The sequence below is a fragment of the Protofrankia sp. Cas4 genome (assembly GCF_963555915.1).
Classification (GTDB): Bacteria; Actinomycetota; Actinomycetes; order Frankiales; family Frankiaceae; genus Protofrankia.
In genome coordinates this window covers 1-17,445 of record NZ_CAUVXL010000035.1, presented here as the reverse complement: position 1 = coordinate 17,445, position 17,445 = coordinate 1, and the positions used below count along the sequence as shown (strand labels likewise).

Sequence of the window (17,445 nt, the reverse complement as noted above, 5' to 3'; positions counted from 1 at the left end):
CACCGAACAGTAAGCTTTTGGTGACGTAAAGACATGCTCCGGGTGCGGCAACCATGCGGCCGGCTGGAACGACTGGACATATGAATGTACGGACGGGTCGCCTTCATCAAGATCCTTGTGATCGACGGGGCGCCGTCTCCCCTGTACCGGCCTGCTCGTTCCTCGCTAACCCCCCCCAGCCGGGGCGGGCAGGCCGCTCACCGGGCGCGGACCGGAGAGTAGCGTCACGACCGTGCGCCGAGTCCTCTTCTCACCGTCGTGGCTGGTACGCCACGCACTCGCGCTCTTTCTGATCGGCCTGTTCGCCAGACTCGGCTGGTGGCAGTGGGAGAAGGGGCAGTCTGCCCGCGGTACCCTGCAGAACCTTTTTTACGGAGTCGAATGGCCGATCTTTGCCGCGGCCGTGGTCTTCGGTTGGTGGCAGATGGTACGTGAGGAACGTCACCCGACGCGGGTGAACGAAGCCATGCCGAGGATCGCGCCCCCGCTGGGAGCGAACGACCCGGCTGCTGAGTATCTTGATAAGATCAACATCAGCACCGTCAACACCATCGGCGAAAACACCATCGGCGAAAACAGCATCGACGACGAGGAGGGCGAGGCGGAGTTGGCCTCGTACAACCGCTATCTTGCCGCTCTGCACGAGCGGGACGCGCCATCGGGACCGAGGCCGCGGTGACCATGCCAGCCGATGACGCCACCTTGGATCCCGCCCGGCCTTCGCCTGCGCTGCCAGCGCCAGCCGCCGGGACCGGCCGCAACAGCGAAGAGGCGATCCACGCGGCGCTGCTGCGGTTCCGGGTGGTCGCCTATGTGGTGGGCGTCGGTCTGATCACACTCGTGCTGATAGGCGTGCCACTGAAGTACCTGGCGGACACGCCGGCTGTGGCCGAAACCGTGGGCCCGCTGCACGGCTTCCTGTTCATGATCTACCTGGCCCTGACCGTGGATCTGGCGTCACGCTGCCGGTTTCGCCCCGTCCACACTCTTGCGATCATGATTGCGGGAACCGTGCCGTTCCTGTCGTTCGTGGCGGAGAGGAAGGTCAGCGCTCAGGTACTCGGTGCGCGGCGCCTCGGCCAGGTGAGTTGATCCTGCCTGCCTGCCCGGCCAGCCGGGTGGGCAACCGCTGACGCCGGACGCGGTCAGGAACAGGCGACGTTGGAAATACCGGCAGCCGCGCCCACGACCTGATTGTCGCAGCCGACCACGTTCCCGAGGTCCTTCTCGTGGATGTAAACCCCGAAACCCGCGGCGTTCACTACGAGGGTGTTTTTCCGGATGATATTGTGACGACCCCAGCCTTCTTTCACCACATGCTCCTGGATGCCATCCTTGATGGCCCCGCCGGGCTTACCGGTGTTTTTCTCAACGATCCACCCGTTGCCCTTGAGATCAATCCAGGAGTCGCCCCCGGCATCGGTCATCCTGTCGCTGGACAACATGTTCTCCGAGATGACACCCCCGGCGGTGCCCTCTTTGATGTCGATGTTCTCAGCAGTCGTACCAGCGATGTTGTTGCCGATGATGAAGTTGCGATCGCTGGCGTCCGGGCTACAGTTCGAGATCTTGCACCAGTTACTTTCGGCGCTGCCGACGTAGATACCCTCGCCGAACTTCTCCGACCGGTGTCCGGTGTCACGGACGGTGTTTCCGGTCACCAGGTTGTCCGAACTGAAGTCACGTAGGTGGATGGCCTCGTCCCCGATGGCGCTGACGCTCAACCCGGCAATGACGCTGTGCTGGGTGGCATCCGCCATCACGCCTTTCTTGCCGTTGCGAACGCTGAAACCGACCAGCCGGATGAAAGCCGCATGGTCGAGGTGCAGGATGTAGTCGGTGTCATTCCCGCCGTCCAGCACCGCGTTACCCGAACCGCACAGCCAGATCGGCTGGGCTTCGCTGCCCGCCTTCGTGATGACGAACCCGCCGACATACGTCCCGTCAGCCATCCGGATGACAGAGCCCGGGTTCGCCAACGCCAGCGCGCTCGTGAGGTCGGCGCCGTCGTGAACAGTGGGAGCGCTCTGCGGGCATGTCACCTGCCGTGTCTGGCCGGTAGCCGCGAGACCGTCTGCCAGTGCCGTCGGCGCCTTCGGGGCGACCGGCTTCGCATCATCACCATGACAAGAGGCGGTCACCGCTGCGATGGCGACGGCCGCGGTGGCCGCCACGAGCAGTAGGGACCGCCTCTGACGCATGGTGACAGATGTCACTGAGGGTCCCTGCGCCCGTTACGGTCGCGGCCTCGGCCGTTGCTGTAGGACATCGTCGCCCGTGCCGGCCCGACCGCGTCGAGCTTGATCACCGACACGCCCTCGTCGCTGACGATGGTCGTGGTGTCTTCATCGAGACCGTTCGGGAACGCCTGAGAGTCGGATGCGTGACCGGTCCACTGCGGGAACCGGTCACCTGACGGGGAGGCCTCCGGCAGGAGCGGCGACCGGAGGTCGTCGCCGTAGCCGTTCCCATAGCCGTTGCCGTTCCCATGGCCGTTGCCGTTCCCATGGCCGTTGCCGTTCCCATGGCCGTTGCCGTTCCCATGGCCGTTGCCGTTCCCATAGCCGTTCCCGTTCCCATAGCCGTTGCCATGGACGTTCAACGGGTCGTCCTTGGGCTCTCGAAGCCGGTCGCGCTGGAACCTTACGTCCATGGTCGGGTTGTCGTCATGGCTGACATGAAGACCAGCCCGGTCGAGTACCCGGCTGTTGAACGTCTCGGTCGGGCCGTCCACCGGCGTCTGCCGCGCCGCCGGCACCAGCGGGGCACCCGGAACTGCGGGACCGGTACCGGGGGCGAACCAGGGCGCGTCGGCGGGCCGGGGCTTGCCGCCCGGCCGGTGCTCCGCCGCCGCGATGTCGGCCGCCGCCGCGGTGCGGTAGGTCGTCGAGCGAGGCACAGCCTGCCCCGGGACCACCGGCATCGGCTCGGAAGCAGCCGAAGCCTTCGACCGGACGGCCGCCTCGACCGGTCCCGGCGCGCCCTTCGCACGGCCAGCCTTGATGACGTCGGCTTTCGGTCCGGTGCCTGTGGTCATCCGCTGCACCAACAGGTCCGACTCGGGATAGGGATGCTCCGCTGCCCGCTTGCGCCAGCGCCGGCCGGTCCGCCATCCCAGGATCGGCAGCAGGGCCATGAATGCCCACACGAACAGCGCGGGGTGTCGCTCGAAGATCGAATACCAGGGCCGCTCGACCCGCGGAATCCAGTTCGACACATCGTTGGCTGTGAGAGCCGCGAGGGTGATTCCGGTGGCCTTGTTGATGTCCACCGCGCGCCAACCGCGACCGGACAGGGTGTTGTTACCTATCGTGGTCCCGTCAGCCTGACCCCGAATCGTGATCGCGAACTCCGTCGACCCCGCTATCGTGTTCCGACTGATGACGTTCGTCGGGGCGTCCTGGGTGATGATTCCCATGCGCCCGTCGGACAGCTTGTTGGTAGTGATCGCCGTCCGCTTGGCATCCGGCCCCACCTGTACCGCGGCGTCGGTCACGCCGCTGACGGTGTTGTCGATGATCTGGGTGCCGTTCGCACCGCTCTTGACCACGATGCCCACCGAACTGCCCGAGACCGTGTTGCCGCGGACGGTCCCGTCCTCACCGCCGAGGACCCGAATGCCGTACCGGCCGTTGTCGGTGAGCGTGTTGGCCTCGATGACGGTGCCCTTGACCTGGTTGATCTGCACCCCGGTCGCGGTGGCGACGATGCCGATGCCACGACCGTCCAGGGTGATGCCGTCACCGCTGTTGCCCGAGATCGTGCTGCGCATCACCCGGGAGCCCGACGCGCGGTCGATGGTGATGCCGTCACCGTGGTTGGCGATGGCGGTGCTACCGGAGATAAGGGTGCTGATCGCGTCCCGGTGGACGGCGAGACCGGCACGGTCGTTGCCCTCCAGCCGGACGTTGACCATTTGAATGTTTTCGCTACCGGAGATGTAGGCACCCCACACGTTGTTGATGAACGTGGAGTTGGCCGCGCCGCCGGTACTGGGCTGACCCTTGCTACCCGTCCAGGCGAGCCCACCGGAACGGCCGTTCCAGAAGCCGAGGTTGGACACGCGCGCGTTGCGCACGACCAGCTCGCCACCCATCGTGCGGATGTAGGCACGCCCGTCAACCACGTTGAGGTCGGGTTTGAGTTCCTTGACATCCCAGGATGTGACATTCATCGGTTGCTGGGCGTTACCGCCGTTGATCTCGAGGGCGCCGCGCCAGCTCGTCAGCGCTGCGAACCCCGCGGGGCTGCTGGCCAGACGCAGCGACCCGTACTTCGAGTCGATGATGAGGCGTGCGTTCGGCCCGACCACGATGTTGATCTGCACCAGGAGCGCACCGTCGACCTCCTTGCGCATACCGCCGGCCGCGACAACCTCGTCGACCGTGTAGGGAGCCGGACGTCCCGGCAGCAGCAGGGTGGAGAGGGTGCCCTGGTTCTGCACGATGGCCGGCGCCTTGAGTACGCCGAACTTCGCAAACGTCGCCCGCAGTCGAATGTCTTCGGCGGCGACCAGGTTGGCCTCCCGCTTGGCATCCGCGGAGGTGACCGGCGGCAGCGGCGGCAGTGCCGCCGCCGTTGCCACGCCCACGATGCCTGGAATAGCCATGAAGCCTGGCACGACGACCAAGAACATACCGACGAGCGCGCCGCACACGCGCACGCGCGCCCGCCGCGGTGGCCGGCGGCGGGCGTCGGAGGCCGAACGCTGGGCACCGGAGAGTCTAGACATCGGGGCGATCATGAAACTCCGATCATTTTCGACTCATCCGAACGGACGCGTCTGACTGCCCCTCGCCGCCGATCAGGTCGGCGCGGCGGGTCAGCCAGCCCTGCTTGTTCATGGTGAAGAACGCCCATGTCTTGATCGGAAGTGCGACAACTACGATCATCAGAACGACTACCGGGAGGATGAAGATGTCCCGCGGATGCTCCCGCAGGTGGGAGAATCCACGCACGGCGCGTCCGCCCAGGAGCCATGCGACCGCGATCAGAGGGGCGTTCGCCTGCGGTCGCGCGATCCAGAACCCGAGGTAGGTCATGGCCACCCCCATGGTGACCGGGGTCAGCAGGATCTGGAGAACGCTGATCTGGCAGATCAACGGCTGCCGGAACAGCCAGCCCTTGTAGATCGCCGTGAGGTAACAACGGTAGGAGTTGCGGCTCCAGCGGACCCGCTGCTTGATGAACGGTTTCAACTTGTCCGGAAACATCGAGATCGCACGGGCTGAGTCCTGGTGCATGGTCTTGTAACCGGACGCCAGGGTGAGCCAGGTCAGCCGGCCGTCGTCCCCGGCGATGCAGCGCCGGCCCAGGAAGAACTCGTTCTCCAGGTTGTGGAGCACCGGAGCGATGGCTTCCCTGCGGTAGGCGGCCGTCCGGCCGGAGAGACAGGCGACCGCGCCGGCCCGACCCTGCGCCGGTACGTAGTCGAGGTAGCGGATGTCGACCAACCAGTTCGCCACCCGGCGCCAGACGCTGGTGCGCGCGTTGTAGACGCTCTGGCGGGTACCGACCCCGCCGACCTTGGGATCGACGAAGGGCATCTGGACCGCGGCGAGCAGGCCCGGCTCCCAGGCCGTGTCGGAGTCGCAGAGCACCACGATCTCCTTGGTGGCCGCGGCGATGCCGACGCCCAGCGCCGACCGCTTGCCCTCGTGCACGAAAGGCATCACCCGCATGACCGGATTTTGCCGAGCGTGCCTGGTCAGCCGCTTGATGAGTTCGACGTCCTCGACATCCGGGACGATGATGAGCTCATCAGGACCCTGGTCGAGCCAGGTCTTGAGACAGCGTTCGATGACGTCAGGGTCTTCCCGGAAGGAGGGAACGACGACGGACGTCGAGGCGCGGAAGTCATTCTCGATCGGCTTGTAGCGAGAGGACAATAGCCGTCGGAACAACCACACGGACCACGAGACCACTCCCGCGATCCCCAGGGGAACGACACCCCAGTACGATCCGATGCGGTCGATCACGGAACTGAGCACGTCCATTGCCTAACGGTTTCCCTCCGGAGGCTTGCCGAAAGACCTACCCGAGAAACTGTAGATGTCCGTCGGCCTACCCTCTTCATGTCGGCCAAAGAATGGTCGTCTGACGTGAGGGCCGAACAACCCCCACTCCCGATAGCAGTGCGGGGGGCACGTTAGCAGTGTGACGCAAATCGCACGGACACCGGGGGTGCCGTTGCTACCGAACGCGCTTGTACCGCTACAAGAAACGCCGATTACGTTGAGTAATTTTACTTTAGGTTCACCAAGTGCAAGCATAATCTTTCTTCTCCGCGGCACATGGTCCGAACGTGACGCACGTAAACGGATCATGTCAATCCCGCGACACCCAAGGTAACATTCCTGTCAACTGGGGGTTTGCAACATATCATGGAAGCAACAACAGTTGTCGGTCCGTTGAGAATTTCAGTGATCGGAACCGGCTATCTGGGCGCGACCCACGCCGTCTGCATGGCCGAGCTGGGGTTCGAGGTCATCGGTGTCGATGTGGACCCGAACAAGATCGCCCGTCTTGCCGCCGGTGAAGTGCCCTTCTTCGAGCCCGGACTGGAGGAACTGCTCCGCAAGAACCTGGAGTCCGGCCGCCTGTCCTTCACGACCTCCCTCGCGGAGGCCGCGACCGGGGCCGACGTCCACTTCATCTGCGTGGGCACTCCGCAGCACCCCGGCTCGAACTCGGCGGACATGCGTTACGTCGACTCCGCGGTCAGTGGACTGATCGCGGGCGGGCTTCGTCCCGGCTCGCTGGTTGTGGGCAAGTCCACGGTTCCGGCCGGAACCGCCGCCCGGCTCGCCGACTGGCTGGGCGCCCAAGCGCCCGGGGTAGAACTCGCCTGGAACCCCGAGTTCCTGCGGGAGGGCTTCGCCGTCGACGACACGCTGCGCCCGGACCGGCTCGTCTTCGGCGTGCGGGCCGACGGCACGGCGCAGGAGACGCTGCGCCGGGTCTACGGATCGGTGATCGACGCGGGAACTCCCGTCGTCGTCGTCGACTACCCGACCGCCGAGCTTGTCAAGGTCGCGGCGAACGCGTTCCTCGCCACCAAGATCTCTTTCATCAACGCCATGGCCGAAATCTGCGAGGTGACCGGAGCCGACGTCACCCACCTGGCCAAGGCCATCTCGTACGACACCCGGATCGGCGGCCGCTTCCTGCACGCCGGCCTCGGTTTCGGCGGTGGCTGCCTACCCAAGGACATCCGGGCCTTCCAGGCACGCGCAACCGAGCTCGGCGCAGGTGAGTCCGTGAAGTTCCTCGCCGAAGTGGACGCCATCAACCTCCGCCGGCGCAGCCACACCGTCGCGCTCGCCACCAGGCTCCTGGGCGGGCGCGCTACCGGCAAGAAGGTCGCGGTCCTCGGCGCGGCCTTCAAGCCCAACTCCGACGACATTCGTGACTCCCCGGCACTGGCCGTGGCGAGCGCCCTGCACCAGGCCGGTGCAACCGTCGCCGTCTATGACCCGGCCGCGATCGAAAACGCCCGGCGGATGTACCCGGACCTCACGTACGCCGACAACGCCGTCGACGCCGCGACCGATGCGGACATCGTCCTGCACCTCACCGAATGGATGGAGTTCCGCGAGCTCGCCCCGGCCGCCCTGACCGCGGTCGTCTCGACCCGCACGATCATCGACGGCCGGAACACCCTCGACCCCGCCCAGTGGCGTGCCGCCGGCTGGGAGTACCACGCTCTGGGCCGGCCGTAGGCCCGTCGGCGACCTGCTCCAGCCACCCGATCCGTCCGGGCGTCCAGTCGTCCAGTCATCCGGTGTCGGTGTCGCTGTCGGCCGGAGCGTCATACCTTGATCGGTATGGCGCTCCGGATCGGCAGGCGAAACGATGCGGACAATTGCCGGGCCGGTGATCGACGAGTTTCGTCAGCAGCATCCGTACAACCACCGTGAGAATCATCTGCCGCTATAAAGATCCCGGCCGGCTCGGCGAGATCGCACCCGATCGGGCGCCGCGACAGCCGATATTCCGCGAGTCCGCCGTACTGGTACCGTAGGCGGGAGAATTTCGGAATTGACTGTGAATCTGGTGATCATACATACAGTGATCATGAGTACAGCGGCGGACCGCCGGGGGTCGACAGATGAACGATGGGAACGGATCGTACCTGCCTGACGTACCTGGCCCGTCAACCACCCGGTCAACTGACCGCGGGATCATTGTTCCATCACCGCCGGCCCGAACCCGACGGGCTGTGCTGGGTTCGGCACTCGGCCTGCTGGGCGTGGCCGCGGCGGGTTGTTCGAAGCCCAAGCGTCCCTTCGACCCGGCCAGCGAGACTCTTCCGCCGGACCCCGCGGCGCCATCCGGCGCCGCTACGAACGCGGCACCGCAGTTCTTCGACACCGGCGCCGCGGATTTCTTCGGCAAAGGTCTCGTTCCGGAGCAACGCGCGACCTTCGGTCTGGACCGGGCGCAGATACTGCCCTCCGACGACCCGCGTTTCCAGAAGATCGTCCGGGTATCACTGCCGGCGGGCGACACGTTCAACAACCCCGATGCCGAGGTTTACAACGACGGTAACACCTATGGCGGCTCCCAACTGTTCGTCGCTATGGACGGCCGGCCGACCTACGAGATGTACCTGCGCTACTACGTACGCTTCCCGCATGATTTCGACTTCAACAAGGCGGGAAAGCTCCCCGGATTCTACGGGGTCATCTACAACAAGGGCGAGGACAAGCGCACCGACACCGACCGAAATGGTTTCGCCAGCCGGTTCGCCTGGCGAAAGGACGGTGAGGGCATTGTCTACTCGAACACCGCCCGCCCGGACACGCCGATCAAGGTCTCCGGCAAGAAGACGTGGACGTGGGAGACCGGCAAGTGGATCTGTGTCGAGCAGGGCGTCCGGATGAACTTCGAAACCGTCTCCCAGGGGCTGCTGGCCGTCTGGATCGACAACAAGGACACTTTCAAGGAACACGGCTATAACCCGCGTATCTCCGACAAGGTCCGCATCGGTGGCATCATGTTCTCGGCCGTGTACGGCGGTGGGGACCGATCATTTGCTCCCAAGACGGATACCACGATCGATTTCGCCGCCTTTGCCATGGCAGAACAGCGAGTGGGTCCCCTGCCCGACCCTTCGCGCTGAGATCCACCCCCTGTTGCGGGGTGCGCCGATTTCGGGCACACGGCGTGCCGTACAACTACACGGGGCGACATCCACGGTAGAACGTCCTCCATCCGCATGTGAGTAATCCATGGTCCTGGAGGCGTCATGTTCCCGGTTGCCCTGTTTCACCCCGAGTCAATCAGATTCACCGTGCGGAGACGACAGGTCCACCGACGGAGCCTCGTCCGGGGCGTCGCACTGGCGATGGGCCTGCTGGCCACATTCGCGGCCGTTTCCTGGGGCTCACCCGCGGTCGCCCAGACGCGGGCCGGGACTCCACTGCCCGCGACGCACTGGTACATGGTCCCCACCGCCGCCAACGGCTGCCAGCTCAACCTGCGGTCCGGTCCGGCAACCGGCTACCGCCTGATGGCCCACCTTGGCGGTTGCGCGAGCGGACCGTGGTGCTGGTACCAAGAGCGTGACTGTGCCCGTGGAACGGTGGACGAGGTGATCGGCGGGCGCTACACCTGCCTCGACGGGCAGCGCCGCGCCGTCACATCGGATCGCTGGACAGTCGTGGCGCTGACCAGCTTCAGGTGGGCGTATGTCGCATCCCGCTGCGGGTGGGCACGCCAGCTGTGACCGACCGGGGCGATGCCAGCGAACCCTTCAGGTGCTAGCGAACCCTTCAGTTCACTGGTAGTGAGCACGTTGCCACAGAGATGACTACCAGGTGCTTATCGGACGCTACGAATAGTGGTAAGACGGACGGTGACAACGGCGTCACACATAAGGAATCCGATGATGACCACGGTTCGCCCTCTCGGCGGCAGCGCAGTGGAGAGCCTCGCTGCCGCCCACGCTCATTTCACGGCAACATACGACCTGGGATTTGTCGGTCTGTCCTATCTGCTGGCCGCCGTAGGTTCGTTCGCGGCCTTGGCGAGCGCGGCCCGCATCCGCGCGACCCGCGGCGGCAGGCGACTGCGGTGGATCACAGTCACCGCAGTGGCGCTCGGCGGCGGAGCGGTCTGGTCCATGCATTTCGTCGGCATGCTCGCCTATCATATCGGACCGGACATCACGTTCAATTTATCTGAAACACTGCTGTCCCTGGGTATATCCATCGCCGGTGCCGCCCTCGGCCTCTGCGTCGTCGGGACCAACCCGTTCAACACGACCCGGTTGATTACCGGCGGGGCGTGCACCGGCTTTGCGATCACAGCGATGCATTACACCGGCATGGCGGCCATGCGCACATCGGGAACCGTGACCTACCGAATGCCGGTCGTCGTCCTGTCCGTCCTCATCGCGGTGTTCGCGGCCACCATGGCGTTCTGGATCGCCCTGCACGGTGTAGGTCGCGGGCCTGGTCCACTCGGACTTCACCGAAGCGCCCGGGCCGACCTCCAGACGTCGTCGGAGGATGGCACCTTCCTCGGTTCCCTGGGCGGTGCCCACCACGTCATCACAGCGTCCGCAGTGATGGCCCTGGCCGTATGCACGATGCACTACACCGCGCTGGCGGCCACCCAGGTCACACCCGAGCCCAGCCTGCGCCCCCCGCTTGGATTCGATCCGTACTCGCTCGGAATCCTGACGACCTTCGGATCATCGATCATCCTGTTGTTCATCATTTTCGCGGCGCTCGGCGGAGTCGGCGAACCGGAGCTCGTCATTCGGCGCATCAGACCGAAAGGGGGGCAGCGGCCGTCCCGCGTCCACCGGGATCCCGCCGGCCGGGGTTCACCTGACGAGCGGTTCTTCCTCGACAAACCAGCCGGGATCAACGTCGATGAAATCGCCTTTGGACGCGGTCGGACCGTCCATACCCCCGCGAAGCAGCCGGCCACGGCAACGCAACGCCCCTCGGGGCTGCCGCGCCGACGCTGATCCGAGGGTCAGCGTCGCGGCGCCCGGCCAGAGCGGGTGGACCGGGCGGCAAGCCCTGGCTGGCACTCCGCCAGATGCGTGTCAAAACCGTTCAGGTCCTGCCAGGTGACATGGCAGACCCGGCAGTGAGTGGCGTCCGGGTCGGTCCATCGGGCGCTGCAGCCACCGCATGATGCAGTCACCGGTAGGTCACGGCCTCGGGCCGGCTGACCGGCATTGCGGATCGGCAATGGCAGCATCGGCTGGGCCCGCCGCGGCGCGCGGGTTGACGGGGTTTGGCGTCGGATCGGCACCCGGTCATCCTGTCTCAGAACGTGACAACCGTCGCGCAACCTTTTCCGACGGGTGTGGCAACGAGACTCAACGCCTCCCGCCAATACCATCCGTACAGGAAGGACTACACAACAGCGTCCACCGATCCTTGACGGTGGCCGCCCCAGCGAGGCCGTCGCCGACGCTGGTCAGCCATTCCCGCGGACCAGATCCGCAATATTGCCGAGAAACTTCCGCCGCCCGTCCGTGACCTGGTAGAGGTAGATATCACTACCCAGTACGTCGCCGGTCGCGCTGAATTTTATTTTTTTCGTGATGCCCTCGAATTCGAATTCTCTGCTGAAATCAGGACCACGAAAGGTATCGGCGACCGACTTGCGGGTGACATTTCCGCCGAGGCCCTTCAGGACCTGGATGACGACCCCGACGGCATCGTAGGCGTCGGCGGCGTAGAAATCCAGCTGAGTGCCGGGAGTAAGCTTCCCGTATGCCTGGATGAACCGCTCCACCCGCGCATCGTGTGGAATATCGGCTACTCCGCGGCATGCGCAGGTGAGAAAGACACCTTCGACGTTATCCTTTCCCGCCTGGCCAATCAGCAGATCCTGGTTACTGCCGTCGCCGCTCATTATATAGCGATGGAAATTTCGACTCCGGAGAACCTTGATAACCTCGGAGAACTCCGCCGAGTAACCAGAATAGTGGACCATGTCGTACGAACTGGACTCCGGAATAATCTTCGCGTAGTCGGCGCCCGGGGTGAGTGCCACGGCGGTTACGGTGACCGGCAGATTTTTTTGCTGCGCTATTATGACGAGCTGTTTTCTCAGCTCTTCGGCGAGACCCCGGCCGTACGGATTGCTGTCATCGTAAAGCAGCAGGACGCGCCGGGCCTCCCGTTTCAAAGTCATGTACTCCGCGGTCTGCGTCCCCTGCTCCGTGTCCGGCGGAACGGTCCGGAAGAACGTTTTCGCACCAACATGTGTCAGCTCCTGCGCGGTGGCCGACGGGCTCACGGCCACCAAGCCGGCATCGGAGTATTTCAATATGCTGGTCTCCGCCGGCCCGGAGAAGGTGGGGCCGATGACGGCCACGACACGCTGATTGTCGATGAGTTCCTGGGCTGCGCGGGCACCCTCCGCCGCCAGGCCCTGGTCGTCCGACTCGGCTATCGCCAATCTGAATGGAAGATTCGGATCGTCGTTCGCAACATTGACAGCGGCCTGAGCGCCCAGCTGGGAACTGCGACCGAGCGCGGCGTTCGCACCGCTCAACGCACCCTGGAAACCAATCACGTACGTGGGTTTCACGACCGGTCCGGGATCATCCACAATGGATGGGATGGCGGCGGCCAGGATTGCGATCACCGCAAGTGCGCCCAGGCTGGTCACTATCCGAACACGGGGCCGCCACCGACGAAAAACCCTACCGGGTCCGCCCTTTCTCTTTTCTTTCTCCTCTTCCTTCTTGCCCAGAGTCGACGGGTCCGATTGGGCCGGCAGCGGCTCCGACGGAATGATCTTCAGGACGGCCGTGTCGACGGACACGGTAAGGCGCAGCAGCCGCTCGACCGCCTTTTCCCGCTCCGGCCCGAAGACCTGGTCGCGAAGGATCTCGGACAGCAGATTCTGCGGATCCTGCTCCAGCGCATGATCCTGCAACAGTCGGTGTAACAGCTCCCCGGTCAACGGCCGCTGCTCGGGATCCTTGTGCAGCGCCGCGGCGACCAGCGGGCGCAGCCCGCCATCCAGATCGGTGAGGTCCGGCTCCTCATGCACGGCGCGGTAGAGCAGCACATCCCGCGGCCCGTCCCCGTGCGGTCGCCGGCCGGTGCCCGCATACGCGATCAGGCCGCCCCAGGCAAAGACGTCCGCAGCCGGAGTGACGCTGTTGTAATTCTTGATCTGCTCCGGTGCCATGAACGCCGGAGTGCCGAACAGGCCTGTCTGCTGGGTGGCCGCGGTCGTGGCGTCCACAGCACGGGAGACCCCGAAATCGATGATCCTCGGGCCCAACGGGGACAGCAGCACGTTCGACGGCTTGAGATCGCAGTGCACGATCCCGGCGTCGTGAATAGCAATCATCGCGACCACGACCGCCACCGCGAGTTGATGAAGCTCAGCACCTGCGAGCGGACCGCGGCGCTCGACCGCCGCACTGAGCGTCGGACCGTCCACAAATTCGGTGACGATGTACGGCTGCTCGGCGTCGGCATCGACGTCCAGCACCGGAGCGGTACAGAACGGCATGACCTGCCGAGCGTTCCTCGCCTCCCGCCGGAACAACGTGCGGAACGTGGGGTCGCCGGCGATCTCGGGCCGGATGGCTTTGAGGGCGACCACCCGACCGTGGGGATCCTCAGCCCGGTAGACGATGCCCATGCCCCCGGCACCGAGCCGACCGTGAAGGACGTACGGGCCAATCCGCTCCGGATCTCCGGGGGACCGCCCGGCGGGAGTGGTCACGATCGCCCGGCGGATCGGACGGCAAGAAACAGGACTACCGGCCCTGCCACAGCGCAGGACAAGCAGCAGGCAGCCGGCCCGCGCCGCCCCATCATCGGGATCCTCCTGTCGCCAATGACCCGTAGTCTGCCATCACAGCGACGCGGATTGGCCGCGGTAGGTCAGAACGGGACGTGACGGCGTACCTCGGTCCGATCAACCGCAACCGGTTCTCCGGCCCGTTCAGACGGTCAAGCCGTCAGGCGGTCAAGCGGTCAAGCGCTCTCAGGCAGTCAGAGAGTCAGACAGTCGGAGAGTCGGACGAAGCGGAAGCCGGCTCCGCTCAGTCGGGGCAGCGCGGCGGCCATCCCCTTGGCGGTACCGCCAAGGGGATGGTTCATATGGCCGATGATGATGGATCCCGGTCGTGCCGTGAGAACGGCCTTCTCAACCTGGTCGGGCGGGTAGGTCGCCCCGGCATCGCCGTTGACGTCAAAGTTGACGATGTGTTCATCGAGGTCTGCCACGATACGCGTCGCGATGTCGTCGCAGTGTGCCGTGCCCGCCCGAAAGAACCGCGGCGGACGTCCGAGGAGCGCACTCAGTTTGTCCCGGTTTCCGGCGACCTCGTCGAACACCTCGCCGGCATCATGTGTACCCATGATCCCGTAGGCGGACTGACCGGACACCGACAGCGGGCGATGTTGTGTGCCGTGGTTGCCGATCTCGAACAGCGGATCGGCTGCGAGCTCGATGAAGACCGGACGGTTGGCGTCAATCCAGCGGGAGTTGAGGAAAAGAGTGGCGGGCACCCGCTGCCGACGAAGGAAATCGATCAGCTCCTGATCGTAACCGCTGCCGAGCGGCCCGCCACACGCATCGAACGTCAACGCGATCGTCCTGCCCGTGGTGGGCGGCAACATCGTGGTCACGCCGGGAACGTCGAGGCCCCAGGCGACAGGCCGGATGGAACCGTAGCGGGCGATCACCTCATCGCGGGTCACCCCACCCGCCACCGGTGTCGGTGTCGGTGTCGCTGTCGGGCTGGCCGGCACCGGGCGGGTCGAGGACACGGCACCCACCGACCCGGGCGGATCGGGCCGCGGCAGCCCCCGACGCCCCCGCCATGGTCGGGTGGAGACGGGCTCCGGCACGCCGGGCGATCCGCCGTGCGGCGCGGCGCAGCCAACAAGAAACGGACCGGCCACGCCAGCCGCCAGCAGTGCCCGGCGACTCAGTGGCAAGCTGTCCCCCAATGCCGATCGGCCGCGACCATGGTTACCGCTCGAACCCGAACCATCGGGGCCGGGTAGGACCAAAGGTCATGAGTGTGACGTCATGAGTGTGGCACAGCGGCCCGCTGTCCCGCCTGAACATGATCCTCTTGTCGAAGATGTAACCCCGCTGGCTATCTGATGGGTGCAGGAAAACGTCGGCGACGAGTGCAACGGTGGAGCGGTGACGCCCAGTGGTGGATGGGATGTCGTGGATCCGGCGTCGGTCATCGGGCGCGGCGCAGCAGGCTCGCGTCGAAGCGGAGCCCGGTGAGAATGCCGGCGACGAGACGCCGTCCCCGGTGCCGCATCTGCACGTGGTGTCCGACGACACCTACTCGGGCTGGGAGGAGATCTACCGTGACAATGCGGACCGGATGTACCGGATCATGTACGCGAAGGTCGGTAACCGGGCGGACGCCGAGGACCTGACAGCCGAGGTCTTCATGGCTGCGCTGCGTCCGCTGCGAGTCTCGGCAAGTGTCGGTGAGGTACGGGCATACCTGCTTGCGACCGCCCGCACGGTCCTGGCGGCGCACTGGCGGCGCACGCTCGGCCTGGAAATCACCACTCTTGATGAGGAGCGCGTGCAGAGGGCGTTCGGCGAGCCGGCCGTCTGGCTGGACGCGCCCGCGCGGGCCGAGGCCATCCTGACGGAGTTGCCGCCGCGGTACCAGCGCATCCTCCGGCTGCGGTTCCTGGACTCGCATTCGGTCCGAGAGGCAGCGGCCGAGCTGGGGGTGAGCGTGGCGAACGCAAAGGTCCTCCAACACCGGGCCTTGCGCTATGCGGCCGAGGTCGCCCAGAGGACGGAGACGTGAGGATGCGCGGCGCGCGGAGGTTCATTGACGATCTGATTGGTGAACGTCGCCCGACGCCGTTCCGCGCCAAGCCCGAGGATGTCGCGCCGATACGGACGGCGATCGTGCTACGGGCCGCGCGGCCGGGCGGTGACGCGCCCCGCGCGGAGTTCATCGCGGAGCTGCACCAACGGCTGGCGTCCGCCCGAGGGGAACCTGAGGGCTGTGGATCTGCAGGTGACGGTCCGGCTGACGGTGCGGCTGACGGTGCGGCGGCGCCACGGCGGGCCGGAACGCGTCGGCGATTCGTGCAGGGGACGTCGGTGGCTGCCGGTGCGGCCGCCATCGGCGCCGGCCTCGAGCACCTGTGGGAGGACGGCGGCCCCGCAGCGGAAACCGTCGTTGCGGCGGGCGGCACGGTGGTGCCCAACGTCGGGGCCTGGTGGACCGTCGCGACCAGCCAGGACCTGCCGGAAGGAGGAATACGCACGTTCGACCTCGGCACTGTGACCGGATTCGTGGAACGTGTCGGCGGCCAGGTGCACGCCGTTTCCGGTGTCTGCACACATCAGGGATGCCAGCTGGCATTGGACGCTGCGGTGCGGCGCCTGAACTGCCCCTGTCACCGGACTGTCTTCGCCATGACCGGCGAGGTGGTGCGGTCACAGTTGCGACCGCCGCCACGGACGCTGCCGGAACTGAAAGTCCGTGAGGCCGGCGGCGTTGTGCAGATCTACGCCCCCCCGAAATCCCTCTGACGATCGGGTTCCGCCCGGCACGCCGTAACCGGACGCCCTATCTACAGGTGAACGGTCTGCACAGGAATCGACCACGACACGACTGACCACGACAAGAAGGCCCGGATAACGGGCCGGACAGGGACGTAATGACAGGGTTTTCCACTGGCCGGTACCGCACGAGACGTCTGGTGACTGCCGCGGTGCTGACGGCGGGAGCAACCGTGCTCGCAGCGTGCGGTTGGTCCACGCAGAACGCACCAAGCACACCAAGCGCACCAAGCACGCCAAGCACGCCAAGCACGCCGACGGCGCCGGCAGCCACCGGCCATGTTTCCATCAAGAACTTCGCGTTCTCACCGGCGACGGTGACCGTACCGGCTGGCACCACGGTCATCTGGACGAATGAGGACTCCGACGCACACACCGTCACCGACAAGGGCGGGATGTTGCATTCCCCGACGTTGGATACCGGGGCCACCTATCAGTACACCTTCACCACGCCCGGCCAGTACTCCTACCTGTGCTCCATCCATCCTTTCATGCTGGGCACGGTGGTGGTGACGCCATGAGCAATATCCGCCCGGGTATGACACGCAGGCAGCGCCCAGGATAGGCGCGGCAGCCTTTAAGTAACTCACCCGTCCTGCGTACGACAGCCGCGGTGCTTGCCGCCGGCGCGCTCGGCGGTTTCATCCTGTCCCGGACGGTCGGCGTCTTCGGGTTCGTCGAACGTGGTCTGCAACCCTCGCCTCAGGCAATCGCCAGCATCCTCCTGGAAATCGCGACCCTGCTGACGCTCGCAGTCCCCATCGCCGGCCACAGGTGGCCAGTCCGCAGCGTAATCGGCCAGCACCGCCCGGCCGGCTGACCGCCCCAGGGCCGCCGACCGCACCAGGGCCGACCACTCCCCGCTATCACGTGCTCTCAGGGAAC

General features: G+C 65.7%; 15 protein-coding genes. 10 read left to right on the top strand and 5 right to left on the bottom strand.

The features are described 5' to 3' along the window. Positions 1-232 precede the first annotated feature (232 nt). Both U9979_RS03835 and U9979_RS03830 read left to right on the top strand, forming a co-directional pair. Positions 233-679: a hypothetical protein gene (locus U9979_RS03835; protein WP_322778299.1), complete on the top strand. Its 447-nt coding sequence runs from the start codon at positions 233-235 to the stop codon at positions 677-679. Between the two features lie 2 nt (positions 680-681). Beyond that, on the top strand, positions 682-1,092 hold the full coding sequence (locus U9979_RS03830) for a DUF3817 domain-containing protein (RefSeq protein WP_322766525.1): 411 nt from the start codon (positions 682-684) through the stop codon (positions 1,090-1,092). A gap of 53 nt (positions 1,093-1,145) precedes the next feature. Here the strand turns inward: U9979_RS03830 and U9979_RS03825 are convergent, their stop codons facing one another. Genes U9979_RS03825 through U9979_RS03815 form a run of 3 tightly spaced genes read right to left on the bottom strand, consistent with a single transcriptional unit; the run spans position 1,146 to position 5,996 of the window. Next, positions 1,146-2,201 carry a hypothetical protein gene (locus U9979_RS03825; protein ID WP_322778298.1) on the bottom strand — a complete coding sequence of 352 codons (1,056 nt, stop codon included), beginning with the start codon at positions 2,199-2,201 and terminating at the stop codon, positions 1,146-1,148. 11 nt (positions 2,202-2,212) lie between these two features. After that, positions 2,213-4,732, bottom strand: a complete 2,520-nt coding sequence (locus tag U9979_RS03820; RefSeq protein WP_322778297.1) for a right-handed parallel beta-helix repeat-containing protein — start codon at positions 4,730-4,732, stop codon at positions 2,213-2,215. Positions 4,733-4,754: 22 nt separating this feature from the next. After that, positions 4,755-5,996: a glycosyltransferase family 2 protein gene (locus U9979_RS03815; RefSeq protein ID WP_322778296.1), complete on the bottom strand. Its 1,242-nt coding sequence runs from the start codon at positions 5,994-5,996 to the stop codon at positions 4,755-4,757. A gap of 387 nt (positions 5,997-6,383) precedes the next feature. On the opposite strand from U9979_RS03815, the gene U9979_RS03810 reads away from it, so the two are divergent. The 4 genes from U9979_RS03810 to U9979_RS03795 all read left to right on the top strand — a co-directional run bounded on the left by U9979_RS03810 (position 6,384) and on the right by U9979_RS03795 (position 10,981). After that, positions 6,384-7,721: a UDP-glucose/GDP-mannose dehydrogenase family protein gene (locus tag U9979_RS03810; protein WP_322778295.1), complete on the top strand. Its 1,338-nt coding sequence runs from the start codon at positions 6,384-6,386 to the stop codon at positions 7,719-7,721. A 500-nt stretch (positions 7,722-8,221) separates the two neighbouring features. Continuing rightward, a complete protein-coding gene (locus U9979_RS03805) occupies positions 8,222-9,124 on the top strand; it encodes a polysaccharide lyase (protein ID WP_322778294.1) in 903 nt (300 codons plus the stop codon). 126 nt (positions 9,125-9,250) lie between these two features. Next, positions 9,251-9,730, top strand: a complete 480-nt coding sequence (locus U9979_RS03800) for a hypothetical protein (protein WP_322778293.1) — start codon at positions 9,251-9,253, stop codon at positions 9,728-9,730. Between the two features lie 162 nt (positions 9,731-9,892). Beyond that, positions 9,893-10,981, top strand: a complete 1,089-nt coding sequence (locus tag U9979_RS03795; RefSeq protein ID WP_322778292.1) for an MHYT domain-containing protein — start codon at positions 9,893-9,895, stop codon at positions 10,979-10,981. Positions 10,982-11,442: 461 nt separating this feature from the next. Here U9979_RS03795 and U9979_RS03790 read toward each other — a convergent pair whose 3' ends face one another. Then, positions 11,443-13,719, bottom strand: a complete 2,277-nt coding sequence (locus tag U9979_RS03790; RefSeq protein WP_322778291.1) for a bifunctional serine/threonine-protein kinase/ABC transporter substrate-binding protein — start codon at positions 13,717-13,719, stop codon at positions 11,443-11,445. A gap of 272 nt (positions 13,720-13,991) precedes the next feature. After that, positions 13,992-14,942 carry a polysaccharide deacetylase family protein gene (locus U9979_RS03785; protein ID WP_322778290.1) on the bottom strand — a complete coding sequence of 317 codons (951 nt, stop codon included), beginning with the start codon at positions 14,940-14,942 and terminating at the stop codon, positions 13,992-13,994. A gap of 236 nt (positions 14,943-15,178) precedes the next feature. Between U9979_RS03785 and U9979_RS03780 the strand changes: the two genes are divergently transcribed. The 4 genes from U9979_RS03780 to U9979_RS03765 all read left to right on the top strand — a co-directional run bounded on the left by U9979_RS03780 (position 15,179) and on the right by U9979_RS03765 (position 17,380). Next, positions 15,179-15,793, top strand: a complete 615-nt coding sequence (locus tag U9979_RS03780) for a sigma-70 family RNA polymerase sigma factor (RefSeq protein WP_322778289.1) — start codon at positions 15,179-15,181, stop codon at positions 15,791-15,793. A gap of 2 nt (positions 15,794-15,795) precedes the next feature. Further along, on the top strand, positions 15,796-16,530 hold the full coding sequence (locus U9979_RS03775; protein WP_322778288.1) for a Rieske (2Fe-2S) protein: 735 nt from the start codon (positions 15,796-15,798) through the stop codon (positions 16,528-16,530). A 170-nt stretch (positions 16,531-16,700) separates the two neighbouring features. Continuing rightward, positions 16,701-17,081 (top strand): cupredoxin family copper-binding protein, encoded by a 381-nt coding sequence (locus U9979_RS03770; protein ID WP_322778287.1) that lies wholly within the window; start codon positions 16,701-16,703, stop codon positions 17,079-17,081. Positions 17,082-17,173: 92 nt separating this feature from the next. Beyond that, complete coding sequence (locus tag U9979_RS03765; RefSeq protein ID WP_322778286.1) at positions 17,174-17,380, top strand: hypothetical protein; 207 nt, start codon at positions 17,174-17,176, stop codon at positions 17,378-17,380. Positions 17,381-17,445: the final 65 nt, after the last annotated feature.